Consider the following 25,951-nt stretch of genomic DNA (forward strand, 5'->3'; position numbering starts at 1 on the left):
CCTTTTGCACGACAGCAATTGATCGCATTGTGTCTCGTATACATAAGATAATTACGCGCAAGCGCAATTGTCCCACAATGCGACGGCGCAAAATCGGCAGTTTCCTGCCGGGATTTCACCAGTTAAGGCTTTCTTACCGCGCGGCTTCTCGGCGGGTGGGACGACAGATCGGTGCGGTTCGACGATACCCTGGAAACGGTGCTGGCAGCGGACGTCTCGACGGCGTTCGGCAAGGCCTCGGCCTGGCGCCAGCTCATCGACCTGATCGGCCGCCGCCGCATTCCCGACGATTTCCGCGCGATCGCGCTGCTCGAATCGATTCGCGGTGAAGTGCCGCGCGCGGTGCGAATCACCAGCGCCCGCGCGCTCGAGCTGGCCGAGCCGCCCGCAGCGCTGGTCCAACTATGCGCGGTGGACGAGATCGCTGTCGCCGCGCCGATCCTGCGCACTGCCCAGCTGAGCGCGGATGAGTGGATCGAACTGCTGCCACGGCTCTCGCCGGCCGGCCGCGGCGTGCTGCGCGGACGCCGCGACCTGCCGCCGGGCGTGAATGAGGCGCTGGACGGCTATCGCGCCGCGGATTTCGTGATCCCGGCGGACGCCGCGGCGATCGAATCGGCCCAGGCGGATGCGCAGGAGCCGGTCGCGCAAGTTGTGGCAGGATCCTCGACCTTCGTGCCCGTGGGTGTCGCGGCGCTGGGTATTCCGGTCGTCGCGGCGGCGCTTCAATCGACGCAAAGCGGGACGCCTCAAAACGGAACGGGCGAAGAACCGACCGTCGCAACACCGGTTGCCACGGAGTCCGCCGAAGCGCAGACCCAGCCCATGCCGAGCGAAGACGCGATCGCTGCAAGGCCGCAGGACGATGTCGGCGGGCCGTTCGAGATCGCCGATGTCGTCGCGCGGATCGACGCCTTCTACACCCGCCAGCCAGACCAGCCGGTAGCGCCGAGCATGCCGGCGCCCGCCGCGGGCTTCCGGTTCGAGACCGATGCGCAGGGGATCATCACCTGGGTCGCCGGGGTGTCGCGCGCGCCGCTGATCGGGCTGTCGCTTGAGATTACCGCGCCGGGCGGCGGATCGCGCGTCGATGGCGTGGTGGCTGGCGCGTTCCGCCATCGCGCGAGTTTTGCCGGCGCGCGATTGTTCGTCGCGGGGGAGAGCGATGCGGCGGGCGACTGGCGGATCTCCGGTAGCGCCGCCTTCGACCCGGCGACCGGGCGCTTTTCGGGCTATCGCGGCACCGCCCGGCGTCCGCGCCGCGACGAGACCGCCGCCGCTGCGGGAAGCGGGAGCAGGAAGGCCGATTCGCTGCGCCAATTGATGCACGAGCTGCGCACTCCGACCAACGCCATCGCGGGCTTTGCCGAGCTGATCGAGCGCGAGATTCTGGGCGAGGCGCCGCTGGTCTATCGCGAACGGGCGCGCACGATCCGCGACCACGCGCGCGCGCTGCTCGCGGCGATCGACGATCTCGACATCGCGGCGCGGATCGACGCCCTGGCGCTGCGCCTCTATCCGGGCGAGGTCGCGCTGCAGCCGCTGCTCGCGCGGATCGGCGAGGAGCTGGCGGGGCTTGCCGCGCTGCGCGGTGCTTTGCTGGCGCTGCCCGATGGCGATCCGGTGGTGCGCGGGGATGCGCGGGCGATCGAGCGATTGCTCTCACGTATGCTCGCGACGTTGCTCTCGGCTGCCGGAGAGGGCGAGGGGATCGGCGTCGCCTTTGCCGAAACCGGCGATTCGGTCGCGATCGCCTTCGATCGTCCGCGCGCGTTCGCGGCCTATCCCGGCGAGGCGATCTTCACGATCGACGACGAGGGGGACGAGGCGGCGCTGCTCGGCACCGGCTTCGCGCTGCGCCTGATCCGCAACCTCGCGCGCGAGCTGTCGGGCGCACTGATCGTCGAGGCGGAGACGCTGACGATCCGGCTACCTGCGGCGGTAACCAAGTCTTTGGAGCAAGTGCGCTAGGCCATTCCGATGGGGATGGAACAACAGATCATGCCGCCGGTGGGATATCGCCTGCCCGCGCCCGCGCGCGAGGCCGAGATCGCGTGGCCCGAGGACTTCGGCACGCGCTTCACCGTGTTCGTCGATACCGAGGAGGAATTCGACTGGACGCAACCGCTGCGGCGCGAGAATCGCGCGACGCAGGCGATGCGCGCCCTGCCCGAGGTGCACCGGCTGTTCGCAGCGCATGACGTGCCGGCGAGCTATATGGTCGACCACCCGGTCGTGACCTGCCCGATGTCAGTCGACATCCTGCGCGAGCTGCTCGCCGACGGGCGATCGGCGATCGGCACACAGCTCCATCCGTGGGTCAATCCGCCGTTCGAGGAGATCGTGACCCCGCGCAACAGCTTCGTCGGCAATCTGCCGCGCGAGCTGGAGGCGGCGAAGCTCGCGATGCTGACCGGCGCGATCGCGGCAGCATTCGGCCGGCGCCCGGTGATGTTCCGCGCCGGCCGCTACGGGATCGGGCCGAGCTCGCTGTCGCTGCTGGCGGCGGAGGGTTATCGCGTCGATACATCGATGCGCTCGGGCTATGATTATTCGGCCGAGGGCGGGCCGGACTTCACCGCGGTGGGCAATCATGGCTTCTGGACGGGGGAGGGCGGGCTCGCCGAGCTTCCGCTTACCACCGTCTATACCGGCGCGGCGCGGAGCGGCGGCGTCGGGCTGTACGGCGCGCTGGGGCACTTGCCCAAGGGGCGCGGGATCGCGGCGCGGCTCGGGCTGCTCGCGCGCGTGGCTCTGACCCCGGAGGAGATGCCGCTGGAGCTGGCGCTGGAGGCGATCCGTGTGGCGGCGGGGGAGGGGGTGCGGATGCTCCTCTTCTCCTATCACTCGCCCTCGGCCGCGCCGGGCTACACCCCCTATGTCCGCGATGCGGCGGATCTGCGCGCGTTCCACCACTGGTGGGAGGCGGCGTTCGGGCTGCTCGCCAGGCTCGGCATCGCGCCGGCGTCGCATGACGAGATCCTGGCGGCGCTCGATCGCGCGGCGCTTGCCCGGGGCGGCGTTCGCCCCTAATCGCGGGAACCGCTGGGGGCCTGTAGCTCAATTGGTTAGAGCTGGCCGCTCATAACGGCTAGGTTGCGGGTTCAAGTCCTGCCGGGCCCACCAGCGGCGCGCCGGCGCCGCGATAGCGTAGCTATCGCCAGCTTCGGGCGCGCCCGGCCAGCGGCGCGGCGAGCGCCGACTGACGACGCGGTTCTGCCGCGGCGGGGCCTTGTGCAGTGAGGCTGAAACGCCTAACCGCACCCGCGTCGGGGAGTAGCGCAGCCTGGTAGCGCATCTGCTTTGGGAGCAGAGGGTCGCAGGTTCGAATCCTGTCTCCCCGACCATCTTTCGATGCCGGCTTTCGACAAGCGTGCGATGGCGGTCGATCAATGGCATGAAGGCACATGGTTTCTTCAGCAACCATTGCGTTACGGTCTCAAATGCCCAGCGCGAACAATTTACAGTCCGCCCCGTTCACGGTGCCGCCGCGCGTCGCGATGCTGTCGATCCTCGGATTCTGGATCTTCTATTACGTCAGCATCACGCTGCGCTCGTGGATCATGGACTATCCGGGCGCTTGGCACATGCTCGACAACCGGGCCTGGGTGTCGCTGTTCGGCATTGGCTTCACCTATCTGCTCTACCGCGCGCTGCGGCTGCTCTGCCTTCATACGCTGCGCGTCCGCGTCGTGGCCGCATTCCTGTTTTCCGCCATCACCGCGACCGCCTATTCGACGGTCAACTATCTGTCCTTCTATGTCGTCGACCCCAAGCCCGCGGAGATGGAGCGGGCGGCCCGGGAGCAGGAGGATGAAAAGAAACAGGACGGACCCGCGCACCTGATCGCGGAGAATGCGCTCAGCTGGTATTTCTTCTTCCTCTCCTGGTCGGTCTTCTACCTCGCTTTGTCCTATGCCGGGGCGGTACGCGCGTCGGAGCGCGAGGCTGCGCGGCTGCGCGCCGCGACACAGACGGCGGAGATCCGGGCGCTGCGCTACCAGGTCAATCCGCATTTCCTGTTCAACACGCTGAACTCGATCTCCTCGCTGGTCATGTCGGGCAAACGCGAGGACGCCGAAGCGATGATCCTCAACCTCTCCACCTTCTTCCGCACCAGTCTGGCCGCCGAGCCGACCGAGGACGTGCCGCTGGCCGACGAGATCGCGGTGCAGAAACTCTATCTGGAGATCGAGGCGGTGCGCTTTCCCGAGCGCCTGAAGCCGTCGTTCGAGATCGATCCCGCCGCGGCCAATGCCTGTGTGCCTGGCCTGATCCTGCAGCCGCTGATCGAGAATGCGATCAAATATGGCGTGGCGCCCGCGCGGCGGCCGGTGCAGATTTGCGTCTCTGCGAAGGTGGTCGGCGAGATGCTCGAGGTGACGGTCAGCGACGATGGCGACGGCGCGAAGGCGCAGAACGGCACCGGCGTCGGGCTGCGCAACGTGCGCGACCGGCTGACCGCCCGGTTCGGGGAGGCCGCGACGCTGACCGCCGGCAAGCGCCCGGAGGGCGGCTTCGCGGCGACGCTCAGGCTGCCGCTGGTGTACAATGGCTGCTGAGCGGCTGCGTACGCTGATCGTCGACGACGAGCCGCTCGCGGTCGAGCGGATGCAGATTCTGTGCGCGGGCATTCCCGAGATCGACCTGATCGGCACGGCGAGCGACGGCGAGGCGGCGTTGCGCCTGATCGAGGCGCTGAAACCCGATCTGGTGCTGCTCGATATCGCGATGCCGCATCGCGACGGGATCGCCGTGGCCGCCGCGCTCGGCGCCGCCGCGTGCCACCCGGCGGTGATCTTCTGCACCGCGTTCGAGCAGCATGCCGTTGCCGCGTTCGACGTCGCGGCGGTGGACTATGTGCTGAAGCCGGTGAGCGCCGAGCGGCTGGTCCGCGCGGTCGGCCGCGCGCTGGAGGCCGCCGGACGTCCGCGCACCGAGCCGCACGCGGCGAGCTCGCGCTGGATCGAGGAATTCTGGGTGCCGCACCGCTCGGAGATGGTGCGCGTGAGCGCCGACGACATCGAGCGGATCGATGCCGAGCGCGACTATATGCGCCTGAGTGTGGGCGGCCGAAGCTATCTGATCCACCAGACGATCAGCGAGCTCGAGCGGCGGCTGGACCCTGACCGGTTCCTGCGGCTGCATCGTTCGACGATCGTGCGCAAGGACCGCATCGTGAAACTGCGCCACGATGGCCTCGGCGTCTGGCACGCCGAGCTCGGCGACGGCGAACTGGTGCGGATCGGCCGCACCTATCAGGCCGCGGCCAAGGCCATCATGGCGAAATGACCCCGCCCGCCGGTCCCTCCGGCGGGCGGGGCAGTGAGGATGAGCGTCAGGGTGCTACAGTGACACTCATGTCCCGCGCCGCGAGCTGCCGGTTGGCGGCGTTGCGGTGGGCGAGTTCGATGGCGGGAGCGATCGATTCGAGCGTGGCGGTGACGCAGCGGTTGTTGGCGGCGATCCGCACCACCTCCATCTGCGGAGCCGGACCGCACACGCGCTGCGCGGCCTGCTTGAGGCGGCGATCGAACGTGGCCTTGCCGTGCGCGCTGGCAAGATTGAGATCGGCGTAGGAGACCTGGACGGCCTTCTCACCGCCGGCGAATGCCGGGACTGCGGCGAGGAGCGCAGCGGCGATTGCGGCCGCGCGGGCGAGATTGGACAACATGGTTCACTCCGGGGTTGCGGGGTGCGTCGTCTAGCGAACGCACTCTTCCGCTACGCCCCGGCGGCGGCGCCAGCTATCGGCGCTCGACCAGCGCGTTCGCCGCTTCCACCGGAACCGTTCGGCTCGACCAACGACCGATCGTCGACGACGAACGATCGGTCCGGCGCGAGGGAGCGAACATCGCGCCACGAAAAAAGGGCGCCCCGGAGGGACGCCCTTTCGATTCGACCGGACCCGATCGGGTCCAGGAAGAACGGGTCCGATTACTCGGCGATGTTCGCAGCCGCGTTGTCGAGCGTGTCGGCAGCGTTCTCGAGGGCGCCCTCGGCGACTTCGTTGGTCGCGTTGTCGGCGGCCAGCTCGAGGTTGTCGGCGGTGTCTTCGAGCGCCTCGGCGACGTTCTCGGCAGTGTTGTTGGCGGCGGGCGTGCTCTCGCAGGCGGCGAGCGACATCAGGCCGGTCGCGGCAGCGACGATGAGGACCTTCTTCATTCGTTTGCTCCCAAGCAAAATTATTCGGTTCGCCCCGGCCCGATTGCCGTGCGAGTTAGTCGGAATAACGCCCGTTACGCCGCCGTCAATGGGAATTCATCTGACAGCAAGGTTGTCGGCGCACCGAAATGATGCGCCGCGTCATTGCGCCGGACCGATCTCTTCGGGCGCATTTGCCACCTCGGCGAGCATCGCCGTCCACGCCGCAACGTTCTGGCGAAGCTGCGCGGGATCGATCTTGTCGAGCGTGTCATCGGGCGTGTGGTGCAGGTCGAAATAGCGCGTGCCGTCCTGCTGCAGGTCGATTCCGGCAACGCCCGAGGCGATCAGGTCGGACACGTCGGCGCCGCCCGAGGCGCGCTGCTGGCCGCGGCTGACGCCGAGTGGCGCGAGGGCGGCGGCCACGCGGTCGCCGAGCGGCTTGGCGCTGTCGGGAAGCTTGAAGTCGACCCGCCAGATGCGGTCGGCGCCGAAGTCCGATTCGGCGGCGAGCGCGTGCTTCTCGGCCTTGTGCGCCTTGAAATAGGCGCTGCCGCCGAACACGCCGACTTCCTCCGCCCCGGCCCACAGGACGCGGATCGTGCGGCGCGGCCGGCCGGCGTCCATGATTCGCTTGGCAGCGGCGGCAACGATGCCGCAGCCCGCGCCGTCATCGAACGCGCCGGTGCCGAGATCCCAGCTGTCGAGGTGGCAGGCGACGACCACCAGGCCCGCGGCGGGATCGCTGCCGGGCACTTCGGCGATGACATTGCCCGATTCGGTGGTGCCGATCTGGCGCGGGGTGAGGGTGAGCTTGACCTTCACCGGCTGGCCGCGCTTGAGGATGCGCTCGAGCTGCTCGGCGTCGGGGAGCGACAGCGCGGCGGCCGGGATCGCCGCGACTCCCTCGGGGAAGTTGGTGCCGCCAGCGTGCGGATTGCGGTGATAGTCGGTGCCGACCGAGCGGATCAGGATCGCCGCCGCGCCCTTGCGCGACGCGGTGGCCGGGCCCGAGCGGCGCACCGCGCCGAACGCGCCATATTGCGAGCCATCCTGGGTGCGCGTCATGCTGTGGCTGACGAACGCGATCTTGCCCTTGAGGCTGCCGTCGGGTGCGGCCTGCAACGCGGCGAGGGTCGGGAAATAGACGATCTCCGCCTCAAGCCCCTTGGCAGCGGTCGCACCCGAATTGCCCAGCGCGGTGAGGCGCAGCGGTTGCGGGAAGGGCGCGAGGACCTCGAGCGTCTCCTCGCCGCGCACCCAGGTCTTCATCTGGAACGGCTCGTTGCGGACGTTGCTGAAGCCCAGCGCCGCGAGCTTCTTCACCGCCCAGGCGCGTGCGCGCGCTTCGGCCTCGGTGCCGGCGAGGCGCGGGCCGATCTCGGTGGTCAAGCCTTCGGTGATGTCCCAGGCGATGTCGTCCTTGAGCGCGGCGTCGCGGAGAGCGGCGGTGTCGGCCTGGGCGAGGGCGGGGAGGGCGAGGCTGAGGCAGGTGGCCAGGGCAAGGGTCTTCACGCGCATTCACGTCCTCCGCTGAAAGATTGTTGCGGGGAGGCGTAACGGAATGGCGGGGCTCGCGGCAACCCGGCGTTGCGCGCTTTTCGACGAGCGGCATGTTTGCCATTCGCCATGGCCATCGCTACATGCGCGGCCAAACTTCCTGACCTCAAAGCTATCGCAACGGAGACCCGCACGTGGCCGCCCAATACGCCTTCGTGATGAAGGACATGACCAAAACCTTCCCCGGCGCGCCCAAGCCGGTGCTGAGCAACATCAACCTGCAATTCTATCAGGGCGCCAAGATCGGCATCGTCGGCCCCAACGGCGCCGGCAAGTCGACCCTGATCAAGATCATGGCCGGGATCGACAAGGATTTCTCTGGCGAGGCGTGGCCCGGCGAGAACATCACCGTCGGCTATCTCGAGCAGGAGCCGCAGCTCGATCCGACCAAGACGGTTCTGGAGAACGTCAAGGACGGCGCGCGCGAGACTGCCGATCTGGTCGAGCGGTTCAACGCGATCTCGGCCGAAATGGGCGATCCCAAGGACGACACCGACTTCGACGCGCTGATGGAGGAGATGGGCGAGCTCCAGGCCAAGATCGATGCGGTTGACGGCTGGAGCCTCGACAACCAGCTCGAGATCGCGATGGAAGCGCTGCGCTGCCCGCCGGGCGACTGGAGCGTCGACAACCTCTCGGGCGGTGAGAAGCGCCGCGTCGCGCTGACCCGGCTGCTGATCCAGAAGCCGTCGATCCTGCTGCTCGACGAGCCGACCAACCACCTCGACGCCGAGAGCGTCGAATGGCTCGAAAACCACCTCAAGGAATATGCCGGCGCGGTGCTGATGATCACCCACGATCGCTATTTCCTCGATAATGTCGTGGGCTGGATCCTCGAGCTCGATCGGGGGAAGTATTTCCCGTACGAGGGCAACTATTCGACCTATCTCGAGAAGAAGGCCAAGCGCCTCGAGCAGGAGGACCGCGAGGCGACCGGCCGCCAGAAGGCGATCAGGGACGAGCTCGAGTGGATCCGCGCCGGCACCAAGGGCCGCCAGACCAAGTCCAAGGCGCGTATCGCCAAGTTCGACCAGCTCGTCGCCGCGCAGGAGAACCGCACCCCGGGCAAGGCGCAGATCGTGATCCAGGTGCCCGAGCGCCTGGGCGGCAAGGTGATCGAGGTCGACAACATCTCGAAGGCCTATGGCGACAAGCTGCTGTTCGAGAATCTGTCCTTCACGCTGCCGGCCGGCGGCATCGTCGGCGTGATCGGGCCCAACGGCGCGGGTAAGTCGACGCTGTTCAAGCTGATCACCGGGCAGGAAACGCCCGACAGCGGCACGATCGAGATGGGGACGACGGTCCGCCTCGGCTATGTCGACCAGAGCCGCGATCACCTGGACAGCTCGAAGAACGTCTGGGAGGAGATCTCGGACGGGCTCGACTATATGAAGGTCAACGGCCACGACCAGTCGACGCGCGCTTATGTCGGCGCGTTCAACTTCAAGGGCCAGGACCAGCAGAAGAACGTTGGCAAGCTGTCAGGCGGCGAGCGCAACCGCGTCAACATCGCCAAGATGCTCAAGCGCGGCGGCAACGTCCTGCTGCTCGACGAGCCGACCAATGACCTCGATGTCGAGACGCTCGGCGCGCTCGAAGAGGCGATCGAGAATTTCGCGGGCTGCGCCGTAGTGATCAGCCACGATCGCTTCTTCCTCGATCGTTTGGCGACGCACATCCTGGCATTCGAGGGCAACAGCCATGTCGAATGGTTCGAAGGGAATTTCGAGGCCTATGAGGAGGACAAGCGCCGCCGCCTCGGCGATGCGGCGGATCGGCCTACGCGGTTGGCGTACAAGAAGCTGACTCGGTGATCGAAAGAAGGCCCGGCCGGCCAGCCGGGCCCTTTTCGTTTCAGCCCTTCTTCATCGCCTGATCGGCGCTCCACGCGCCACCGCCGGCTGCGGCGAGGTAGAGGAAGATGAAGCAGAACAGCAGGATCGCCTCGCCGCCATTGGCTGCGGGGAAGAAGCCCTTCGACCCGTGGGCGATGAAATAGCCGACCGCGCACATGCCCGATGCGATGAAGGCGACCGGGCGCGTGAACAAGCCGAGCACCAGCAACGCGCCGCCGACGAGCTCGATCGTGCCCGCGGTGATCAGCATCGGGGGCAGCGGACCCTCCATCGGGAAGGGCGGCAGGCCGAAGAATTTCGACGTGCCGTGCTGCAGGAACGAGAGCCCGGCGACGATGCGCAGGACGCTCAGCAGCTTGTCGGACCAGCTTGCAGGGATCGGCATGGTATTTCTCCTCGCGCGGCAAAGGGCTCAGCGCCGTTGCACAAGTGAAACCTTCCACTCCGGCAGTCGAAGATCAATCCCGCCGGTTCGAAACCAATCGTTTCGGTCTAGTCGCCAGTGACCCGCAGCGGGCCGAGGTCGCCAAGGCCGACCGTGCCGCTCGCCATCGCCATCATGCGGTCGAGGCTCTTCTTGGCCTTGAGGCGAATCTCCTCCTCGATCTCGATGCGCGGCTCGAGGTCGCGCAACGCGACGTAGAGCTTCTCGATCGTGTTGAGCGCCATGTACGGGCAGATGTTGCAGTTGCAGTTGCCGTCCGCGCCGGGCGCGCCGATGAAGGTCTTCTCCGGCACCGCCTTTTCCATCTGGTGGATGATGTGCGGCTCGGTCGCGACGATCATGGTGTCGCCGTCGAAATCCTTGGCGAAGGCGAGGATGCCGCTGGTCGAGCCGACATAATCGGCATGGTCGAGCACGTGCGGCGGGCATTCGGGGTGCGCGGCGACCGGTGCGTTCGGGTGCTGCGCCTTGAGCTTGAGGAGCTCGGTCTCGCTGAACGCCTCGTGCACGATGCACACGCCCGGCCACAACAGCATGTCGCGGCCGGTCTTGCGGTTGATATAGCCGCCGAGATGCTTGTCGGGACCGAAGATGATCTTCTGGTCCTTGGGAATCTGGCTCAGGATCTTCTCGGCCGACGAGCTGGTGACGATGATGTCGCTGAGCGCCTTCACCTCGACCGAGCAGTTGATGTAGGTCAGCGCGATGTGATCGGGATGCTGCGCGCGGAACGCGGCGAACTGCTCGGGCGGGCAGCTGTCCTCGAGGCTGCATCCGGCGTTCATGTCGGGCAGCACCACGATCTTCTGCGGCGAAAGGATCTTGGCGGTCTCGGCCATGAAGCGCACGCCACAAAAGGCGATCACCTCGGCGTCTGTCTCCGCTGCCTTGCGCGAGAGCTCGAGGCTGTCACCGACGAAATCGGCGAGGTCCTGGATCTCGGGCTTCTGGTAGTAATGGGCGAGGATCACCGCGTTGCGCTCCTTGCGCAGACGGTCGATCTCGGCGTGGACGTCGACGCCGGACAGGGTGGTCGGTGCGTTCATTGTGTGACCCTCGATCTTTGGCCCCACATGGCCTTCTCAGGGTCCGCGTTCAACCCATTGGCGGCGGTGGAGGCGCGAAATCGAGCGGGGCGACCGCCGCGCCAGGCGAGCCCGCGGTCACCGCCTGGTAGATTGCGGTGCCGAGCGGCGAATAGACGATCAGTTCGGACAGGATCATCCACCCCAGGAACGCGCCCAGGCCCCACCACCAGGCAGGATGCACCCGGCCGTCGCGGCGATAGTCGGCGATCATCCCCGCGGCGATGAATGCGAGGCCGGGCAGGTTGGCGATCTGATACGCCCAGGGCATCATCAACGGCATCGGCAGCAGCCGGCCGAAGCCGGGGCCGAGCAGGGCCACCATCGCGCTCATGTGCAGCCGGCGGTGCCAGTCGGTGCGGCGGCGCATGCTGACCGCGGCCGCTGTGAGTCCCGCGAACACCAGCACGATCAGCGAATTGGCGACAAGGAAATGCTGGGGGAGGAAGAAGAAGGGGGCCTGCCCGGCGCGAATCTTGAGCGCGATGATCGCCAAGCCGGCGATCACCATCGCCACGACCCAGCCGACCGCGACCCAGCCAAGCATGCGGTGCAGCCGGAGCGGACCGCGCGTCGCGAAGACGGTCTGCGCAACGTAGATCGTGACCCAGCCGAAGAAGATCACGGCATGCGCGTGGATATACCAGGGCGCGCCGAAGCTCGAGCGGCCCGCTGCGAGCTGGAGCGAGAAGCCGGCGACCAGCACCAGCGCCATCAGGAACGCGGACCAGAGAAAGAATCCGCCGTCGCGCCGCTCGGCGCCCACCGTGTCCGCAACCGTCGCCATCGTGTCAGCCCCCACGATCATGTCCGGGGCGCGAAGCTACCATCTTTCGGCGGACGGTCGAACTAGTTCTTCTCGCGTACCTCGCGTTCGCGCATCACCTGATCGACCGGCTTGGACATGTCCCAACGCTCGCGGCTCTGCGCGTTGCGTTCGGGCGGGAAGGTGACGACGACGCGCACGTCGCCGAGCCCCGCGGCGGCGAGCGGCTGGGCGAGCAGGCGGGCGACCGCCTTTCGGCCCATCTCGCGCGCCTGCGCCATGCGCTCGGGGCTGGTTGCTTCCTTCTGCGCCACCGCTGCGGCGCGTATCGAGGTGCGCTGGCTGAGCGCCTCGGCCGCGCTGCGCGTGACGAAGATGCCGCTCGTCTCGACCAATGTCCGGCGGCCTTCGTCGGTGTTGGGCGGCGCGGCGGTGACGTCGGCCGCGTCGACGATCAGCGTGCGGCTCTGCGCATCCCATTGCAGGTCGCGGCGCGCGAGCTTCGACAGATCGACGAAATAGCCGACCGAATAGGGCATCTTGACCACCTGGTCGCTGCGCAGCCAGCCGAGGCCGCGAATGTCCGACGCCGTCGCCTGGACGATGCCGGAGAGCTCGGCGACCTTGAGCGTGCCCGTACCGGTCAGCCGCGCGGTGACGATCTGCGTGACCGGCGCGCCGCCCTCCTCAGGCAGCGTCTCCAGCCGCGTCTTGGCATAGCGGTCCCAGGAGAGCCATGCCGCTGCGGCGATCACCACCAGCGCCGCGACCGCGACGAGGATGCGCAGCGGCCGGTCCGTCGTCACGCCAGCCGCCACGCGCCATCCTCTTGCCCTGCAACGATCCCGCGCCGCCGCAGGTCGATCAGGTGCGCGAGCACCGAGCGGCCGGCCGCACCATGAAGCCGCGGATCGAGCCCGACATACATCTGCTCGACCATCGCCGGGATCTCGCCGGCCTCCTGCTTGAGCAGGCGCAGGATCTGGCCCTCGCGCTGCTTGCGGTGGCCCATCATGCCGCGCACCAGCCGCTGCGGCTTGTCCACCGCATCGCCATGCGCCGGGTAGTAGATGCGGTCGTCGCGCGCGAGCAGCTTGTCGAGGCTCGCCATATAGGCGGCCATGTCGCCGTCAGGCGGCGCGACCACGCTGGTCGACCAGCCCATCACGTGATCCCCGGTGAACAGCGCGCCGCTTTCCGCCAGCGCGTAGCAGAGATGGTTGGAGGTATGGCCGGGCGTGGCGACCGCGGTCAGCGTCCAGCCGTCGCCCTTCACCTGCTCGCCATCGGCGAGGACGCGGTCGGGCCGATAGTCGCGGTCGAACGCGGCGTCAGCGCGCGGGCCCTCGTCATCGAGCGCGAGCGGCGCGCAGCCGATGATCGGCGCGCCCGTCGCGGCCTGGACCGCGCGGCTCGCCGGGCTGTGGTCGCGGTGCGTGTGGGTGCACAGGATCGCACGCACCGGGCGCCTGCCGATCGCACGCAGCAGCGCGTCGACATGGCTCGGCAGGTCCGGTCCCGGATCGATCACCGCGAGATCGGTGGTGCCGACCAGATAGGTCTCGGTACCGGTATAGGTGAAAGGCGAGGGATTCGCGGCGAGGATCCGCACCACCAGCGGTTCCAGCTGGATCGCTTCGCCGGTTGCAGGATCGGTCATGTGGCCGAGATGGCGGCTCGCATTGCATGAGGCAAGAGCGCAAACGAAAAGGGCCGGCCGCCATAGGGGTAGCGGCCGGCCCGGTTGGAGCATTCCCCGCGGCGATGGGCATCAGACCGCGGGCCTCCTCCTCCCTCTCGTCAAACGCCGGGCGTCAATCCTCGTCGTCGGCGGTCTTGAGCTCGCGGATCGCCTCGTCGATGCCCTTGAGCGCGGCGGCCTTCTGCTCGGCGCTGAGCGCGTCCTGCGCCTCGATCGAACGGCGCGCCATCTTGAGCCCCATCATCGCCTGGCGCTTGCCCATCTCGGCGCTGGCGATCGCGATGGCCTTGCCACGCTCGGCCCGTGCGCGGGCGATCGCGGCGCGATGGGTCGCTGCATCGACGCGCGCCTCGATCCGGTCTGCGCAGATCACAATCTTGTGCTTGTCGCCGTCCTTGCTCTCGATCTTGATGTCGCCATCCTTGGGCGCCCCGCACTTGATCGAGGAGATGGCGGGGACGCGGGCGAGCTTGTGCATGTCGCCGTTCCACACGAAAGACTTGTCGCCCGACCAGACGAAGGACTTGCCGTCGCCGGGTGCATGGATCACGCGAACCTCGCGCTTCTTGCCGTCCTTGTCCTTTTCGATGATCATCACACGGCGCTCGACCTTCTTGGCCTTGGGTGCCTCCGGGGCATCGGGCGCTTCGACCGCGGCAGGCGCGTCGAGTGCCTCGGGTGCGTCTGGCGCTTCGGGCGCAGTGGGCGCGGCTGGCGCATCCTGCAGATCGACGCCGATCGCGTCGCCGACATCGGCGCGCAGGTTCGCCGCCGCCTGGGTGCCCGATGCGGTGAGCGCCAGGCCGGCCAGCGTCAGCGCCGCCGCGCCCGTCACGCCGGCGGTGATCCGCGCGCGTGACTTCCGGTCATGCTTCGAAAGCATTCTCAACCTCCCTTTGAGTTCATTGATGGTATGCAAGTGGCAAGCTGCCGAGACCGCACCCCCATGCGCGGACTTGACGATGGCGCGGCCGTAAGCGTGGCGCAGCGCCGGGGCGCGGCCTGAGAGCACCAGGGCATCGCAGGCCATCTCCTGGTCGGCACGGAAGGCGCGGAACGCCCGCCATGCGACCGGGTTGAACCAATGGAGCGCGAGCACGACCAGCGCGATCCAGTTGGCAATCAGGTCACCACGCAGATGGTGCCCGAGTTCGTGGGCGAGCGCGAGGTTGCGCTCGAGCGGATCGTAGCGCTCGGAGAAGTCGCGCGGGAAGGCGACGTACTTGCGCCAGATGCCGAAGGCGAGGGGGCCGGTGGCCGCGTCGGTCTCGATCACGTGCACCCGCCCCTCGGCGACGGTGCGCTCGATCCGCGCGCGGCGCAGCAGCCGGGCGCAGAAGCGGTTGTGCGCGATCAGGTGCCAGGCGAGAAACGCGATCGCGCCGGCCACCCAGATGCCGATGATCAGCAGTACGATGCCGGGGCCATCCGGCGTGAGCGTCGGCGGGACTGCCGCGACATTGGCTGGGCCGCTCGCCAGCTCGACATGGGCCTGAAGCACGGCGTTGTCGATGATCGCCTGCGGCGTCTTGTCGGCGTTGAGCACGCCCATCACCACGCCCGGCGATTCCTCGGCGCCGCGCGTGAGCGGCGCGATCAGGTCGGTGAATTGCCACGCGCCGGGCAGAGGCGGCATGAACATCCGCAGCACTGGCAGCGCCCACAGCGCATAGGCGATGTTGGGGCCGAAATGGCGGCCGACCGGCTTGCGGATCACAAGCACCAGCAGCATCAGCAGCGTCGTCGCGACGAACGTCTCGATTACCCAGGCGATCATTGCTTGATCTCCCTCAGCAGTGCTTCGATTTCGGCGATGTCCTGGTCAGTGAGCGCGTCGCGCTCGGCGAGATGGGCAACCAGCGGGGTCAGCTTGCCGCCGAACAGCCGGTCGATCAGGCGACGCGATTCGCCTTCGACATAGTCGCCGCGCTCGACCAGCGGGCGATAGAGATAGCGCCGGCCATCTTCGTCCGCGGCGATGATGTTCTTGGCGAGCAGGCGGCCGAGGAGGGTCTTGACCGTGTTGGCGCTCCAGCCGCGCGCGGGAGCGACTCGCTCGGAGACATCGGTGGCGGTGAGGGGCGACTCGTCCCACAGCACCTCCATCACGGCGTGCTCGGCGTCGCTGATCCGTTCGCTCATCTCACTCCCCTTCGATTACGCCTGTAATCGTTTCGACCACATCTGTAGTCAAGTGGCTGAACGCTGTCTGAACGGCGTCCGGCGAAGAAGGGGTAGGGGAGTGTCGGAAGTTCTTACAGGTCGCCGAGCGCGGCGATTTCATTAACCATGAAAATGGCAGATTTCCGCGGCTTGCGAATTCTGGCACGCGGGCTGCAACCGTTCAGGCACACGACTGTTCACAAGCCGTGTAACGCTTCAGGGGCGGGCAGCATTTACCGGATGCTGCCCGCCCCGCCCGTTTTGGGGCGAGCGACTCGGATCCCCGCCATATCCTGTACGATTCAGCCGGGAAGGGCTCCTGCCTTCGCGGGCCTGACGAAGGTCGGGAACGATTCCTTTCCGGCATTGGTCGCATAGCTCACCGGCGAGCCGTCGCGGCGACGGCGCCTGCGCGATAGCTTCGCGCCATCCTCCTCGAGTCGTTCCGCGGCGCGCGCCAGCGCCTTGGGATAGATCTCGTCGAACAGCCGCTCGAAGGTGCGCTGCCAGCCGAACTTCTCGACCACCATCGCCCGCGCCCGGGCACCGATCAGCTCGGGACCCTGGTTCCACAGCTTGACGACGTTGGCGGCCATCGCCCCGGTATCGTCGACCCGGCCGAGCAGGCCGAGTCCCTCGGGCACGCGATCGGGCATCGCGCCACTCGCGACGCCGACCACGGGCAGGCCGCACGATTGCGCTTCGAGCACCGAGATGCCGAACGTCTCGTCCGCCATCGCCGAGACATAGATGTCCGAGGAGGCAAGGGCGCGGGCGAGCTCGATCCGGTCTTTCTCGAAGCCCGGAAAGGCGATCGGGAGGCCCTGCGCGCGCGCCATCAGCTTCTCGCGCAGCTTGCCGTCACCCATCAGCACCATGGCGGCGCCGAGGTCCGCGGGCAGCTTGCGGAACATCTCGACCAGCTTGTCGGTGCGCTTCTCGTTGTCGATGCGTCCGGCATAGATGAGCAGCGGCCCGTCGCCGGCCAGGCCCAGCGATGCGCGATAGCCGGGATCGCGCTGCGACGGCGCGAACATCGCCGTGTCGACGCCGAGCGGCATCACGTCGGTGCGCGTGATCGTTTTGCGCGCCAGGATGCGCTGTGCGTCCTCGCTCAGCGTGTAGACGCGGTCGAACTCGCGATAGGTGATCTCGGCATAGCCATAAGCGAGCATGCGCATGAACCGCGCCGCCAGCTTGCCCGCCTTCGCCTCGACCACGCGATACACGTGCGCGTTAGGGAAATCGGTGCGGTAGCCCGCGACCAATGCCGTCTCGGGAAAGTCGCGCCGATGCTCGATCGCGGTCCAGGGCAGCACCCAGGGGCAGAGCGATTCGATGATGTCGGGCCGGTAATGCGCCAGCAGGTCGCGCACTACGTCGGTCCGCAGGATGAAGCGGTAATTGGGGCTCCCGCGGACCGGCTCCGCGCCGACCTCGGCGAAGATGTGTCGGCCGTTGATCGTCACCCGGTCCTCGGGCCCGGGCACGATCTGCAGCAGCTGGTGCGGCGTGTGGTTGAGCACATAATCGCGCTTCTCGCGCAGGTAAGTGCTGATGCCGCCGCCTCCGGCCGGCGAATAGCTCTGCGTCAGATCGCAGATCGTCAGGGACGCACTGTCCCTAGCCGCCGCGCCGAGCGCGGCAGCGAGAGGTTGCACGAACATGGTACGCTACCTTTTACAAAACCACGCAAACACCCGCGGTTGTTACGCGGCTGAAACGCCCTTCTCCTCGAGAAGTTGCGCCAGCTCGCCCGACTCGTACATCTCCATCATGATGTCCGAACCGCCGATGAACTCGCCCTTCACGTACAGTTGAGGAATGGTCGGCCAGTCCGAGAATTCCTTGATTCCCTGGCGCACGGCCTGGTCCTGAAGCACGTCGACGCTCTCGAACTCGACGCCGAGATGGTTGAGGATCGAGACCGCGCGGTTGGAGAAGCCGCACTGCGGGAACAGCGGGGTTCCCTTCATGAACAGCAGCACGTTGTTGCTGTCGACGATGCTCTGGATGTGGGCCTGGGTTTCGTCGGTCATGTCACTCGCTCCGGGTCATTCGTTACTGGCTGGCACGGCGGTGGTGAGCTGGAGCGCGTGGAGCACGCCTCCCATGCGCCCGCCGAGCGCGGCATAGACAGCCTGATGCTGCTTGATGCGGGGAATCCCCCGAAACGTCTCGCTCACGACGCGAGCGGCATAGTGATCGCCGTCGCCGGCCAGGTCGGTGATCTCGACCCGGGCATCGGGGATGCCCTGGCGGATCAGCGCCTCGATCTCGTCCGCCGCCATCGCCATCGTTACTTGGCTTCCATGAGCTGGCGGCGCGCCTCGACCATCTGGTCCTCCACCGCCTGGCGGACCGCCGCGTCGTCGATCTCGATGCCCGCAGCGGTGAGGTCGCCGAGCAGCTTGCGGATCACGTCCTCGTCGCCCGATTCCTCGAAATCGGCCTGGACCACCGCCTTGGCATAGGCGTCGGTCTCCTCGGGGGTGAGGTTCATCTTCGCCGCCGCCCAGTGGCCGAGCAGGCGGTTGCGCCGCGCGATCACGCGGAACGCCATGTCCTCGTCCATCGCAAACTTGGCCTCGAACGCGCGTTCGCGATCGTCGAAGGTCGTCATCCTCAATCACCCCATGATTGTTTCGGGTGGGAGATAGGTGGGGGAAGGGGGCATGGCAACGGGTCTGCCGACAATCGCGCGCGGGGCTTCGCGTGGCGGCCCTATCGGCTATAGCCGCCGCACCAGCGTCAGGGGACTTCGCGCATGACCGTATTCCAGCTCGACGGTTTCGATCTCGCGGCGTTCGTCGCCGCCACGCTCGCCGAGGATGTGGGGGCGGGGGACGTCACCTCCGCTGCGGTGATCCCCGCCGACGCGCTGTTCACCGGGGTGATGGACAGCCGCGACGCGATCGTGGCCGCCGGGTTGCCGATCGCCGCCGCCTTTTTCCGCGCGCTCGACCCGGCGGTCGAGATCGAGCTGCTCGCGGAGGAGGGTGTGCGCGTGCCGGCGGGCAGCGACCTCATGCGGCTGCGCGGCAATGCCCGCGCGCTGCTCACCGCCGAGCGCGCCGCGCTCAACACCGTCCAGCACCTTTCCGGCATCGCGACGATGACGCGGTCCTATGTCGACAAGATCGCCGGCACCGGCGCCATCCTGCTCGACACGCGCAAGACCATCCCGGGCCTGCGCCGGCTGGAGAAATACGCCACGCGCATGGGTGGCGCGCAGAATCACCGCATGGGGCTGTGGGATGCCGCGATGATCAAGGACAATCACGTCGCCGTCGCCGGATCGGTGGGCGAGGCAGTGCGCCGCGCGGTCGATGCGGGGATCGAGCGGATCATCGTCGAGGTCGACCGCATCGACCAGATCGAGCAGGCGCTCGCCGCGGGGGCGACGCATCTGCTGCTCGACAATATGGACCCGCCGACGCTGCGCGGCGCGGTGACCCTGGTCGGCGGGCGTGTCCCGACCGAGGCGTCCGGAGGCGTCCGGCTCGACACGATCCGCGCGATCGCGGAGACCGGCGTCAGCTATGTCAGTGTCGGCCGCCTCACTCAGTCGGCGCCGGCGGTGGATATCGGACTGGACTTCGCCCCCGCTTGAGCCTTAGCTGGCTGCAAAGGGGAGAAAAGATCCATGCGACCGGTTTCGATCGTCCGTTTCGAGCAGGCCTATGGGGCCTCAATCCTGGTGTGGCTGGTGAACCTGGCGCTCGGCTGGAAGGCGCGGCTCGCCAGCCTCGAGAACAACCCCGCCTTCGCCGGCAATCCGCAGATGGGGGAGCTGGCGCAGACCATGATGATCGGCACGACGGTGTTCATGCTGATCCTGTGGCTGCTGCTGTGGTATTTCACCGCGCGCCGCGCGAGCGAGGTCGCCAAATGGGTGGCGGTCGCGCTGTTCGGCCTGTCGGTGGTCGGCCTGCCCTTCACGCTGATGAGCTATCCGATCGTCGGCATGCTCAGCGTCGTGCTGAGCCTCGTCGCGTTCGTGCTGACCGCCTATGCGGTGTGGATGCTGTTCCGCCCCGATGCGCGGGCGTGGTTTGCGGGAACCCAGCCCGAATCGGAGGCGGCGCCGTTCGAATGACGGGGCGGGTGCGGCGCGCCGCGTCGCTCGTCCTCGCGCCCTTGCTGCTGGCCGCCGGACCCGCGCTCGCGCAAGCCGAGCGCTGCGCGGTTCCCGACCGGCTCCCGCAAGCCGGCGGCGCGGAGCGAGGAGGGCCGCGCCGCGTCGTGCCGGTCGGCGGCTACACGCTGGCGCTGACCTGGAACCCGGGCTTCTGCCGCCAGGCGGCCAATCGCGACGAGTTCCAATGCGAGCCGGTCAACCGCTTCGGTTTCGTGCTCCACGGGCTGTGGCCTGACGGACGCGGCGCGACCTGGCCGCAATATTGCGCGCCGCCGCCGCGCCTCCCCGAGGCCGAGATCCGCCGCAATCTCTGCGTCATGCCCTCGGCGGCGCTCCAGCGGCACCAATATGCCAAGCATGGCAGCTGCTCGGGCCTCGCACCCGCCGCCTATTTCGCGCGGGCGCGCAGCCTCTATGCGGCGATTCGCTATCCCGACATGGATGCGCTGTCGCGCCGCGCGGGGCTGACGGCAGGGCAGTTCGCCACCGCCTTCGCTCGCGCCAATCCGGGGATGACGCCGGCGATGCTGCGCGTGCGCGCCGGGCGCGACCGCTGGCTCGACGAGGTCTGGGTCTGCCTCGATACGCGCTTCCGTCCGCGCGCCTGTCCGGTGCATCAAAGCGGCCTCGCGGCGCACACGGCGCTCAGGGTCTGGCGCGGACGCTAGCCGTCGACCGTCGCGGTACCCGGGTGATGGCGGTCGAGATGCTTCCGGATGATCCGAAGGTTGCGCGTGTTCGAGCGGAAGAAGAAGTCCGCCGCATCGCCCACGCCGGGGATCAGGCCGATCGCCCAGTCGAACCCCACATTGCCCGCCATGCGCAGCATCGCACCCTTGGGCATGCCGAGGTTGCGCGCTTCCCAGAGCATATAGGCGCCCATCACCGCGGCAATCACGTCGCCGCCGACCGGGATCAGGCCGATCAGCGCATCGAGGCCGACGGTCTGGCGCGTGCCGGGGATGGTGAGCGTGCGTTCGAGCAGCTTCTCCATCGCCTCGACCCGCTTGCGCACCGCGGCCGCGTCGCGGCCCAGCGACAGCCCTGCGCGGGGTCCTTCGTTCATCGGTGTGGCCTTGGCCATTCGCGTCCTCTCACTGTCCCGCCTCGCGCAGATGCGTGAGCGGGTGCCAGGCGCGGGCGTTGGGCTGCCAGGCACGCAGGCGGAGCGCGACCAGCGACCAGCGCAGCGGCTGTGCGATCGGAATATAGGCGGCGTCCGCAGTGAGCGCCATGTCGGCGTCCGCGATGCGCTGGGCGCGATCGGTGAGGGTGGGGGCATCGCGCGCCGCCTCGATCTGCTCCATCAGGGGCTCCGGGCACAGGCGGCAGGCAGTGACCAGATACCAGCGCCCGCTGTCATAGGGCGCGACCGCATCGATCAGCCGCAGGTCGGCGTCCTCGTCCTCCTGTACCCACACCGGCCGGAGCCCCATGTCCATCAGGTCGCGCGCGATCCGGCTCCACAGCAACGTCGCGCCGGGGCTGCGCGCAAGCGCGACGCGGATCGTGCGTGGCGCGTCGGGGTTGGCCGCGTGCCAGGCGGCGACGCGGTTGCGCGCCGTGAGCCGTCGGCTCTCCAGTGGCAGCACCGCCCATTCCGGCACCGCCGGATCGGCGGCGGAATCGAGCCGGGCGGGAAGCAGCGTTTCGACGGGCTGCCATTCGGGCCGGAACGCGGCGGTCAGCGCCGCCCGGTCGAACGCCATCGCGATCGCTGCGCGATTCTCGGGCGTCGCGAGGAAGCCTTCGCGTGAGACGATCGCGAACCCGAACAGGCCCGCCGCTGGATCGACCTTGATGTTGGCCGGCGCGATCTCGATCCGCGCCAGCAACGGCCAGTCGCGATAGGTGCCGCCGAGCACCAGATCCGATTCGCGTTCGACGAAGCGGACGATCGCACGCGCGGCCCGCTCGCCGCGCAGGTGCACATCGTCGGCAGGATCGGGTTCCACCGTCTCGCCGCCGACGCGCGACGGATCGAAGCCGGGGCGCAACAGCAAGGGCGCCTGGCCGCGCTCGGTGCGGAACGGCCCGGTTCCGGCCAGCGCCGGGCGGCGCAGGATGGCGAGCTCGGGCTGGGCGAACAGCTTGAGCAGGTCGGGCCGCGGGCGTTTCAGGCGCACCTCGACGATCCGCGGCGTCATCTCGACGATCTCGTCGATCACTGCGACGAACGGTGCGATGGCGACGCGGCTCTTGGGGTCGATCGTGCGCTTGAGGCTCTGCACGACATCGGCCGCGTCGACCGGAGTCCCGTCGGGCCACTCGGCCTCGCGCAGGCGGAAGATGTAGCTGCGCCCGCCGTCGATCACGATCCAGCGCTCGGCGAGGCCCGGTTCGATGCCGCCGCTGCCGTCGAAGCGCACCAGCCCCTGCGCGGTCGAATCGAGCATCACGCGCGAGGCGAAGTCCAGCTCGCCCCGCGCCGGATCGGCGAGCTTGGCCTCGCCGCCGATCGCGCTGACTACCACCGCGACATCGTCGGGCCGCTGCTCGCACCCTGCCGCGAACAGCGCGAGCGCGGCGGCCAGGGGCAGGGCGGGGCGGAACATGCCCCCCGGTCTATGTGGCCGGGGCGGGGAATCCAACCCCGCCCCGGCATCCTCTCCGTATTCTTTTTGGGGACTTAGTTCTTTTCCTTGTCCACCAGCTGGTTCGCCTTGATCCACGGCATCATCGCGCGCAGCTCGGCGCCGGTCTTCTCGATCGGGTGCGCCGCGGCCGCCTTGCGGCTGGCCTTGAGCTCGGGCTGGCCGGCGCGGTTGTCGAGCACGAAGTCCTTGACGAAGCGGCCCGACTGGATGTCGGCGAGCACGCGCTTCATCTCCTTCTTGGTCTCGTCGGTGATGATGCGCGGGCCGGTCTTGATGTCACCATATTCGGCGGTGTTCGAGATCGAGTAGCGCATGTTGGCGATGCCGCCCTCATAAAGCAGGTCGACGATCAGCTTGGTCTCGTGCAGGCACTCGAAATAGGCCATTTCGGGGGCATAGCCCGCCTCGACCAGCGTCTCGAACCCGGCCTGGATCAGGTGGGTGATGCCGCCGCACAGCACCGCCTGCTCGCCGAACAGGTCGGTCTCGCACTCTTCCTTGAAGTTGGTCTCGATGATGCCCGAGCGGCCGCCGCCGACGCCCGAGGCATAGGCCAGCACGACGTCATGCGCGTTGCCGGTCGCGTCCTGGTGGATCGCGATCAGGCAGGGGACGCCGCCGCCGCGGACATATTCGCTGCGCACGGTGTGGCCCGGCCCCTTGGGCGCGATCATGATCACGTCGATGTCCGCGGGCGGCTCGATCAGGCCGAAATGGACATTGAGGCCGTGCGCGAAGGCGAGCGCCGCGCCGGGCTTCATATGGCCCTTGATGTCATTGTCCCAGATTGCGGCCTGATGCTCGTCGGGCGCGAGGATCATCAGGATGTCGGCCCATTGCGCGGCTTCGGTGGTCGACATCACCTTGAAGCCGGCGCCCTCGGCCTTCTTCGCCGTCGCCGATCCGGCGCGCAGCGCGACCGCGACTTCCTTGACGCCGCTGTCACGCAGGTTCTGCGCGTGGGCATGGCCCTGCGAGCCGTAACCCACGATGGCGATCTTCTTGCCCGTGATCAGGTTCAGGTCGGCATCACGATCGTAATAGACACGCATTTCGAAAATTCCCTTTCGTCATTCCCTGCGCACGGCGTTCCGCCGCGCCATAATCGATCCGTGCCCGCAAGGGGCGACAGTTAATCTGTAGAGCGGTCAGGCCGCCTCTTTGCCGCGCGAGATGGCGACGATGCCGGTGCGCGCGACCTCGATCAGCCCGACTTCGCCCATCAGCTCGATGAACTTGTCGATCTTCTCGGTCGATCCGGTCACCTCGAACACGAAGCTCGCGGTCGTCGCATCAACCACGCGGGCGCGATAGACGTCGGCGAGCCGCAGCGCCTCGATCCGGTGATCACCGGTGCCGGCGACCTTCACCAGCGCGAGTTCACGCTCGACATGGTCCCCCTCAGCGGTGAGGTCGTGCACCTTGTGCACCGGCACCAGCCGGTCGAGCTGCGCGACGATCTGCTCGAGCACGTGCGGGCTGGCCGAGGTGACGATCGTGATGCGGCTGACGGCCTTGTCGTGGGTGATCTCGCTCACCGTCAGGCTCTCGATATTATAGCCGCGCGCGGTGAACAGGCCGGCGATCCGGGCGAGGATGCCCGGTTCGTTGTCGACGATCACGGCAAGCGTATGCCGCTCGGCTTTCTCTTCCTTGATGTGCATGGGTTCAGACCAGCGCCTTGGCTTCGTCGTCCATTTCGCCGGAGACTTCGGCGGCCTGGAGCAGCATTTCGGTATGGGCGGCGCCCGACGGGATCATCGGGAAGCAGTTGGCGAGCTTGGCCACGCGGCAATCGACGATCACCGGCCCGTCATGCGCCAGCATCGCGGCGATGCCGTCGTCGAGCTGGTCCAGCCCCTCGATGCGGATGCCCTTCCAGCCATAGGCCTCGCCGAGCTTCACAAAGTCTGGCAAGGCATCGCTGTAACTCTCCGAATAGCGGCTGGAATAGGTCAGCTCCTGCCACTGGCGGACCATCCCCATATATTCGTTGTTGAGGATGAAGATCTTGACCGGCAGGCGGTACTGGGTCGCGGTCGCCAGCTCCTGGATGTTCATCTGGATCGATGCCTCGCCCGCGATGTCGATCACCAGCGCGCCCGGATTGCCGAGCTGCGCGCCGATCGCCGCGGGCAGGCCATAGCCCATCGTGCCGAGCCCGCCGCTCGTCAGCCACTTGTTGGGCGCCTCGAAGTGGAAGTGCTGCGCGGCCCACATCTGGTGCTGGCCGACCTCGGTGGTGATGATCGGCGCCTGGTCGCGTGTCGCCTCCCACAGCGCGCGGATCGCGCGTTGCGGCATGATCTCGTTCGAATCTTCGGGGAAGTCGAGGCAGCGCACCGCGCGCCAGCCCTCGATCCGCCGCCACCATTCGGAAAGGTCGGGCTTGGGATGCTGCCGCGCCTTCCAGATGCGGATCATGTCCTCGAGCGCATGGCCGACATCGGCGACGATCGGCAGGTCGACCCGCACCGTCTTGTTCATCGACGAGCGGTCGATATCGATGTGGATCTTCCGCGCATGCGGGGCGAAGGCGTCCAGCCGGCCTGTCACGCGATCGTCGAAGCGCGCGCCCAGCGCGACGATCAGGTCGGCCTGGTTCATCGCGTAATTGGCTTCGTAGGTGCCGTGCATGCCGAGCATGCCGAGCCACTGGTCGGACGAGGCGGGAAAGGCGCCGAGGCCCATCAGCGTCGAGGTGACCGGCGCGCCGGTGATCTTCGCCAGCTCGCGCAGCAGTTGCGCCGCCTGCGGACCCGAGTTGATGACCCCGCCGCCGGTGTAGAAGATCGGGCGCTCGGCCGCGGCCAGCATCTCGACCGCGGACTCGATCAGCGTCTTGTCCGCCTTCACCTGCGGGCGATAGGTCTTGTGCTGGATCGGGCCGGGCTTGGCGTAGCGCGCCGTCGCGATCTGGACGTCCTTGGGGATGTCGATCACCACCGGACCGGGGCGGCCCGAGGTGGCGATGTGGAACGCCTCGTGGACGATGCTGCCGAGCTGCGCCGGATCCTTCACCAGATAATTATGCTTGGTGCAGTGGCGGGTGATGCCGACCGTGTCGGCCTCCTGGAAGGCGTCCGATCCGATCAGGTGCGTCGGCACCTGGCCGGTGATGACGACCATCGGGATCGAATCCATCAGTGCGTCGGTGATGCCAGTGACCGCATTGGTCGCGCCGGGGCCGGAGGTGACGAGCACCACGCCGGGCTTGCCGGTCGAGCGCGCATATCCCTCCGCCGCATGCGTCGCCGCCTGCTCGTGGCGGACGAGGATGTGGCGGATTTTCTTCTGCTGAAAGATCGCGTCGTAAATCGGGAGCACCGCGCCGCCGGGATAGCCGAACACGACCTCCACACCGAGGTCGCTCAACGCCTCGATCAGGATGTCTGCTCCGCTCTTCTCGGTCACTGCTCGTCTCCCATGGGTTTGCCGCACTGCAATAGCAGCAGGGGAAGCGCGCTGCTATGCGTATGAAAACTACGTGTC

The 25,951-nt window shown here is 67.7% G+C and carries 27 protein-coding genes and 2 tRNA genes; 10 read left to right on the forward strand and 19 right to left on the reverse strand.

The annotated features are described in order from the left end of the window. Nucleotides 1-171 precede the first annotated feature (171 nt). The 6 genes from OK349_RS01590 to OK349_RS01615 all read left to right on the forward strand — a co-directional run bounded on the left by OK349_RS01590 (nucleotide 172) and on the right by OK349_RS01615 (nucleotide 5,292). Complete coding sequence (locus OK349_RS01590; protein WP_265116085.1) at nucleotides 172-1,971, forward strand: sensor histidine kinase; 1,800 nt, start codon at nucleotides 172-174, stop codon at nucleotides 1,969-1,971. Between the two features lie 15 nt (nucleotides 1,972-1,986). Further along, complete coding sequence (locus OK349_RS01595) at nucleotides 1,987-3,033, forward strand: polysaccharide deacetylase family protein (protein ID WP_265116086.1); 1,047 nt, start codon at nucleotides 1,987-1,989, stop codon at nucleotides 3,031-3,033. Between the two features lie 16 nt (nucleotides 3,034-3,049). Further along, nucleotides 3,050-3,126 (forward strand) — tRNA-Ile (locus OK349_RS01600). A gap of 144 nt (nucleotides 3,127-3,270) precedes the next feature. After that, a tRNA-Pro gene (locus tag OK349_RS01605) sits at nucleotides 3,271-3,347 on the forward strand. A gap of 96 nt (nucleotides 3,348-3,443) precedes the next feature. Further along, entirely contained in the window at nucleotides 3,444-4,562 is a 1,119-nt protein-coding gene (locus tag OK349_RS01610; protein ID WP_265116087.1) for a sensor histidine kinase, read from the forward strand. Beyond that, nucleotides 4,552-5,292, forward strand: a complete 741-nt coding sequence (locus tag OK349_RS01615) for a LytR/AlgR family response regulator transcription factor (RefSeq protein WP_265116088.1) — start codon at nucleotides 4,552-4,554, stop codon at nucleotides 5,290-5,292. Before OK349_RS01610 ends, OK349_RS01615 begins: the two co-directional genes overlap by 11 nt. A 46-nt stretch (nucleotides 5,293-5,338) precedes the next feature. Here the strand turns inward: OK349_RS01615 and OK349_RS01620 are convergent, their stop codons facing one another. The 3 genes from OK349_RS01620 to OK349_RS01630 all read right to left on the reverse strand — a co-directional run bounded on the left by OK349_RS01620 (nucleotide 5,339) and on the right by OK349_RS01630 (nucleotide 7,665). Continuing rightward, nucleotides 5,339-5,674: a UrcA family protein gene (locus tag OK349_RS01620; RefSeq protein ID WP_265116089.1), complete on the reverse strand. Its 336-nt coding sequence runs from the start codon at nucleotides 5,672-5,674 to the stop codon at nucleotides 5,339-5,341. Between the two features lie 263 nt (nucleotides 5,675-5,937). After that, nucleotides 5,938-6,165 (reverse strand): hypothetical protein, encoded by a 228-nt coding sequence (locus tag OK349_RS01625; RefSeq protein ID WP_265116090.1) that lies wholly within the window; start codon nucleotides 6,163-6,165, stop codon nucleotides 5,938-5,940. A gap of 141 nt (nucleotides 6,166-6,306) precedes the next feature. Then, on the reverse strand, nucleotides 6,307-7,665 hold the full coding sequence (locus OK349_RS01630) for a M28 family peptidase (protein ID WP_265116091.1): 1,359 nt from the start codon (nucleotides 7,663-7,665) through the stop codon (nucleotides 6,307-6,309). A 173-nt stretch (nucleotides 7,666-7,838) separates the two neighbouring features. On the opposite strand from OK349_RS01630, the gene ettA reads away from it, so the two are divergent. Further along, nucleotides 7,839-9,518 (forward strand): energy-dependent translational throttle protein EttA, encoded by a 1,680-nt coding sequence (ettA, locus tag OK349_RS01635; RefSeq protein WP_265116092.1) that lies wholly within the window; start codon nucleotides 7,839-7,841, stop codon nucleotides 9,516-9,518. A gap of 40 nt (nucleotides 9,519-9,558) precedes the next feature. On the opposite strand, the gene OK349_RS01640 is transcribed toward ettA, so the two are convergent. The 11 genes from OK349_RS01640 to OK349_RS01690 all read right to left on the reverse strand — a co-directional run bounded on the left by OK349_RS01640 (nucleotide 9,559) and on the right by OK349_RS01690 (nucleotide 18,344). Beyond that, nucleotides 9,559-9,945, reverse strand: a complete 387-nt coding sequence (locus OK349_RS01640; protein ID WP_265116093.1) for a DoxX family protein — start codon at nucleotides 9,943-9,945, stop codon at nucleotides 9,559-9,561. A 107-nt stretch (nucleotides 9,946-10,052) separates the two neighbouring features. Next, a complete protein-coding gene (gene nadA, locus OK349_RS01645) occupies nucleotides 10,053-11,051 on the reverse strand; it encodes a quinolinate synthase NadA (RefSeq protein ID WP_265116094.1) in 999 nt (332 codons plus the stop codon). 49 nt (nucleotides 11,052-11,100) lie between these two features. Continuing rightward, complete coding sequence (locus OK349_RS01650; RefSeq protein WP_265116095.1) at nucleotides 11,101-11,898, reverse strand: DUF2306 domain-containing protein; 798 nt, start codon at nucleotides 11,896-11,898, stop codon at nucleotides 11,101-11,103. Nucleotides 11,899-11,939: 41 nt separating this feature from the next. Further along, nucleotides 11,940-12,662 carry a hypothetical protein gene (locus OK349_RS01655; protein WP_265116096.1) on the reverse strand — a complete coding sequence of 241 codons (723 nt, stop codon included), beginning with the start codon at nucleotides 12,660-12,662 and terminating at the stop codon, nucleotides 11,940-11,942. Next, nucleotides 12,659-13,516, reverse strand: a complete 858-nt coding sequence (locus OK349_RS01660; protein ID WP_265116097.1) for an MBL fold metallo-hydrolase — start codon at nucleotides 13,514-13,516, stop codon at nucleotides 12,659-12,661. The genes OK349_RS01655 and OK349_RS01660 overlap by 4 nt, the downstream gene beginning before the upstream one ends. A 154-nt stretch (nucleotides 13,517-13,670) precedes the next feature. Then, entirely contained in the window at nucleotides 13,671-15,335 is a 1,665-nt protein-coding gene (locus OK349_RS01665) for a M56 family metallopeptidase (protein WP_265116098.1), read from the reverse strand. Further along, a complete protein-coding gene (locus OK349_RS01670; RefSeq protein ID WP_265116099.1) occupies nucleotides 15,332-15,700 on the reverse strand; it encodes a BlaI/MecI/CopY family transcriptional regulator in 369 nt (122 codons plus the stop codon). Before OK349_RS01670 ends, OK349_RS01665 begins: the two co-directional genes overlap by 4 nt. Before the next feature lie 323 nt (nucleotides 15,701-16,023). Continuing rightward, complete coding sequence (locus OK349_RS01675; protein ID WP_265116100.1) at nucleotides 16,024-17,388, reverse strand: glycosyltransferase; 1,365 nt, start codon at nucleotides 17,386-17,388, stop codon at nucleotides 16,024-16,026. Nucleotides 17,389-17,430: 42 nt separating this feature from the next. After that, entirely contained in the window at nucleotides 17,431-17,760 is a 330-nt protein-coding gene (grxD, locus tag OK349_RS01680) for a Grx4 family monothiol glutaredoxin (RefSeq protein ID WP_265116101.1), read from the reverse strand. A 15-nt stretch (nucleotides 17,761-17,775) separates the two neighbouring features. Beyond that, nucleotides 17,776-18,018, reverse strand: a complete 243-nt coding sequence (locus OK349_RS01685; protein WP_265116102.1) for a BolA family protein — start codon at nucleotides 18,016-18,018, stop codon at nucleotides 17,776-17,778. A 2-nt stretch (nucleotides 18,019-18,020) separates the two neighbouring features. Further along, nucleotides 18,021-18,344, reverse strand: a complete 324-nt coding sequence (locus OK349_RS01690; protein ID WP_265116103.1) for a DUF1476 domain-containing protein — start codon at nucleotides 18,342-18,344, stop codon at nucleotides 18,021-18,023. A gap of 144 nt (nucleotides 18,345-18,488) precedes the next feature. On the opposite strand from OK349_RS01690, the gene nadC reads away from it, so the two are divergent. Genes nadC through OK349_RS01705 form a run of 3 tightly spaced genes read left to right on the forward strand, consistent with a single transcriptional unit; the run spans nucleotide 18,489 to nucleotide 20,530 of the window. Continuing rightward, nucleotides 18,489-19,334 (forward strand): carboxylating nicotinate-nucleotide diphosphorylase, encoded by an 846-nt coding sequence (nadC, locus tag OK349_RS01695; protein ID WP_265116104.1) that lies wholly within the window; start codon nucleotides 18,489-18,491, stop codon nucleotides 19,332-19,334. Between the two features lie 33 nt (nucleotides 19,335-19,367). Next, nucleotides 19,368-19,820 carry a hypothetical protein gene (locus OK349_RS01700; protein WP_265116105.1) on the forward strand — a complete coding sequence of 151 codons (453 nt, stop codon included), beginning with the start codon at nucleotides 19,368-19,370 and terminating at the stop codon, nucleotides 19,818-19,820. After that, entirely contained in the window at nucleotides 19,817-20,530 is a 714-nt protein-coding gene (locus OK349_RS01705) for a ribonuclease T2 family protein (RefSeq protein WP_265116106.1), read from the forward strand. The genes OK349_RS01700 and OK349_RS01705 overlap by 4 nt, the downstream gene beginning before the upstream one ends. On the opposite strand, the gene OK349_RS01710 is transcribed toward OK349_RS01705, so the two are convergent. From OK349_RS01710 to OK349_RS01730, 5 genes are all read right to left on the reverse strand, one after another. Then, nucleotides 20,527-20,928, reverse strand: a complete 402-nt coding sequence (locus OK349_RS01710) for a DUF4112 domain-containing protein (RefSeq protein WP_265116107.1) — start codon at nucleotides 20,926-20,928, stop codon at nucleotides 20,527-20,529. The genes OK349_RS01705 and OK349_RS01710 overlap by 4 nt on opposite strands. Nucleotides 20,929-20,956: 28 nt before the next feature. Beyond that, the gene (locus OK349_RS01715) at nucleotides 20,957-22,417 is read right to left on the reverse strand and encodes an ABC transporter substrate-binding protein (RefSeq protein WP_265116108.1); all 1,461 of its coding nucleotides are present in this window, start codon (nucleotides 22,415-22,417) and stop codon (nucleotides 20,957-20,959) included. A gap of 74 nt (nucleotides 22,418-22,491) precedes the next feature. Continuing rightward, nucleotides 22,492-23,511: a ketol-acid reductoisomerase gene (gene ilvC / locus OK349_RS01720; RefSeq protein WP_265116109.1), complete on the reverse strand. Its 1,020-nt coding sequence runs from the start codon at nucleotides 23,509-23,511 to the stop codon at nucleotides 22,492-22,494. 96 nt (nucleotides 23,512-23,607) lie between these two features. Next, nucleotides 23,608-24,123 (reverse strand): acetolactate synthase small subunit, encoded by a 516-nt coding sequence (gene ilvN, locus OK349_RS01725; protein WP_265116110.1) that lies wholly within the window; start codon nucleotides 24,121-24,123, stop codon nucleotides 23,608-23,610. Between the two features lie 4 nt (nucleotides 24,124-24,127). Further along, a complete protein-coding gene (locus tag OK349_RS01730) occupies nucleotides 24,128-25,873 on the reverse strand; it encodes an acetolactate synthase 3 large subunit (protein ID WP_265116111.1) in 1,746 nt (581 codons plus the stop codon). Between the last annotated feature and the right edge of the window lie 78 nt (nucleotides 25,874-25,951).

The sequence above is a fragment of the Sphingomonas sp. BT-65 genome, from assembly GCF_026107375.2.
GTDB lineage: Bacteria > Pseudomonadota > Alphaproteobacteria > Sphingomonadales > Sphingomonadaceae > Sphingomonas.

What these genes read in the sequence shown, in the direction of transcription:
- OK349_RS01710 (WP_265116107.1), bottom strand. Translation starts at nt 20,928, where the DNA reads ATGAACGAAGGACCCCGCGCAGGGCTGTCGCTGGGCCGCGACGCGGCC.
- OK349_RS01670 (WP_265116099.1), bottom strand. Translation starts at nt 15,700, where the DNA reads ATGAGCGAACGGATCAGCGACGCCGAGCACGCCGTGATGGAGGTGCTG.
- nadA (WP_265116094.1), bottom strand. Translation starts at nt 11,051, where the DNA reads ATGAACGCACCGACCACCCTGTCCGGCGTCGACGTCCACGCCGAGATC.
- OK349_RS01650 (WP_265116095.1), bottom strand. Translation starts at nt 11,898, where the DNA reads ATGATCGTGGGGGCTGACACGATGGCGACGGTTGCGGACACGGTGGGC.
- ilvC (WP_265116109.1), bottom strand. Translation starts at nt 23,511, where the DNA reads ATGCGTGTCTATTACGATCGTGATGCCGACCTGAACCTGATCACGGGC.
- OK349_RS01690 (WP_265116103.1), bottom strand. Translation starts at nt 18,344, where the DNA reads ATGACGACCTTCGACGATCGCGAACGCGCGTTCGAGGCCAAGTTTGCG.
- OK349_RS01595 (WP_265116086.1), top strand. Translation starts at nt 1,987, where the DNA reads ATGGAACAACAGATCATGCCGCCGGTGGGATATCGCCTGCCCGCGCCC.
- OK349_RS01610 (WP_265116087.1), top strand. Translation starts at nt 3,444, where the DNA reads ATGCCCAGCGCGAACAATTTACAGTCCGCCCCGTTCACGGTGCCGCCG.
- OK349_RS01715 (WP_265116108.1), bottom strand. Translation starts at nt 22,417, where the DNA reads ATGTTCCGCCCCGCCCTGCCCCTGGCCGCCGCGCTCGCGCTGTTCGCG.
- OK349_RS01685 (WP_265116102.1), bottom strand. Translation starts at nt 18,018, where the DNA reads ATGGCGATGGCGGCGGACGAGATCGAGGCGCTGATCCGCCAGGGCATC.
- OK349_RS01665 (WP_265116098.1), bottom strand. Translation starts at nt 15,335, where the DNA reads ATGATCGCCTGGGTAATCGAGACGTTCGTCGCGACGACGCTGCTGATG.
- OK349_RS01700 (WP_265116105.1), top strand. Translation starts at nt 19,368, where the DNA reads ATGCGACCGGTTTCGATCGTCCGTTTCGAGCAGGCCTATGGGGCCTCA.
- OK349_RS01625 (WP_265116090.1), bottom strand. Translation starts at nt 6,165, where the DNA reads ATGAAGAAGGTCCTCATCGTCGCTGCCGCGACCGGCCTGATGTCGCTC.
- OK349_RS01705 (WP_265116106.1), top strand. Translation starts at nt 19,817, where the DNA reads ATGACGGGGCGGGTGCGGCGCGCCGCGTCGCTCGTCCTCGCGCCCTTG.
- OK349_RS01675 (WP_265116100.1), bottom strand. Translation starts at nt 17,388, where the DNA reads ATGTTCGTGCAACCTCTCGCTGCCGCGCTCGGCGCGGCGGCTAGGGAC.
- OK349_RS01640 (WP_265116093.1), bottom strand. Translation starts at nt 9,945, where the DNA reads ATGCCGATCCCTGCAAGCTGGTCCGACAAGCTGCTGAGCGTCCTGCGC.
- grxD (WP_265116101.1), bottom strand. Translation starts at nt 17,760, where the DNA reads ATGACCGACGAAACCCAGGCCCACATCCAGAGCATCGTCGACAGCAAC.
- OK349_RS01660 (WP_265116097.1), bottom strand. Translation starts at nt 13,516, where the DNA reads ATGACCGATCCTGCAACCGGCGAAGCGATCCAGCTGGAACCGCTGGTG.
- OK349_RS01630 (WP_265116091.1), bottom strand. Translation starts at nt 7,665, where the DNA reads ATGCGCGTGAAGACCCTTGCCCTGGCCACCTGCCTCAGCCTCGCCCTC.
- OK349_RS01615 (WP_265116088.1), top strand. Translation starts at nt 4,552, where the DNA reads ATGGCTGCTGAGCGGCTGCGTACGCTGATCGTCGACGACGAGCCGCTC.
- nadC (WP_265116104.1), top strand. Translation starts at nt 18,489, where the DNA reads ATGACCGTATTCCAGCTCGACGGTTTCGATCTCGCGGCGTTCGTCGCC.
- OK349_RS01620 (WP_265116089.1), bottom strand. Translation starts at nt 5,674, where the DNA reads ATGTTGTCCAATCTCGCCCGCGCGGCCGCAATCGCCGCTGCGCTCCTC.
- ilvN (WP_265116110.1), bottom strand. Translation starts at nt 24,123, where the DNA reads ATGCACATCAAGGAAGAGAAAGCCGAGCGGCATACGCTTGCCGTGATC.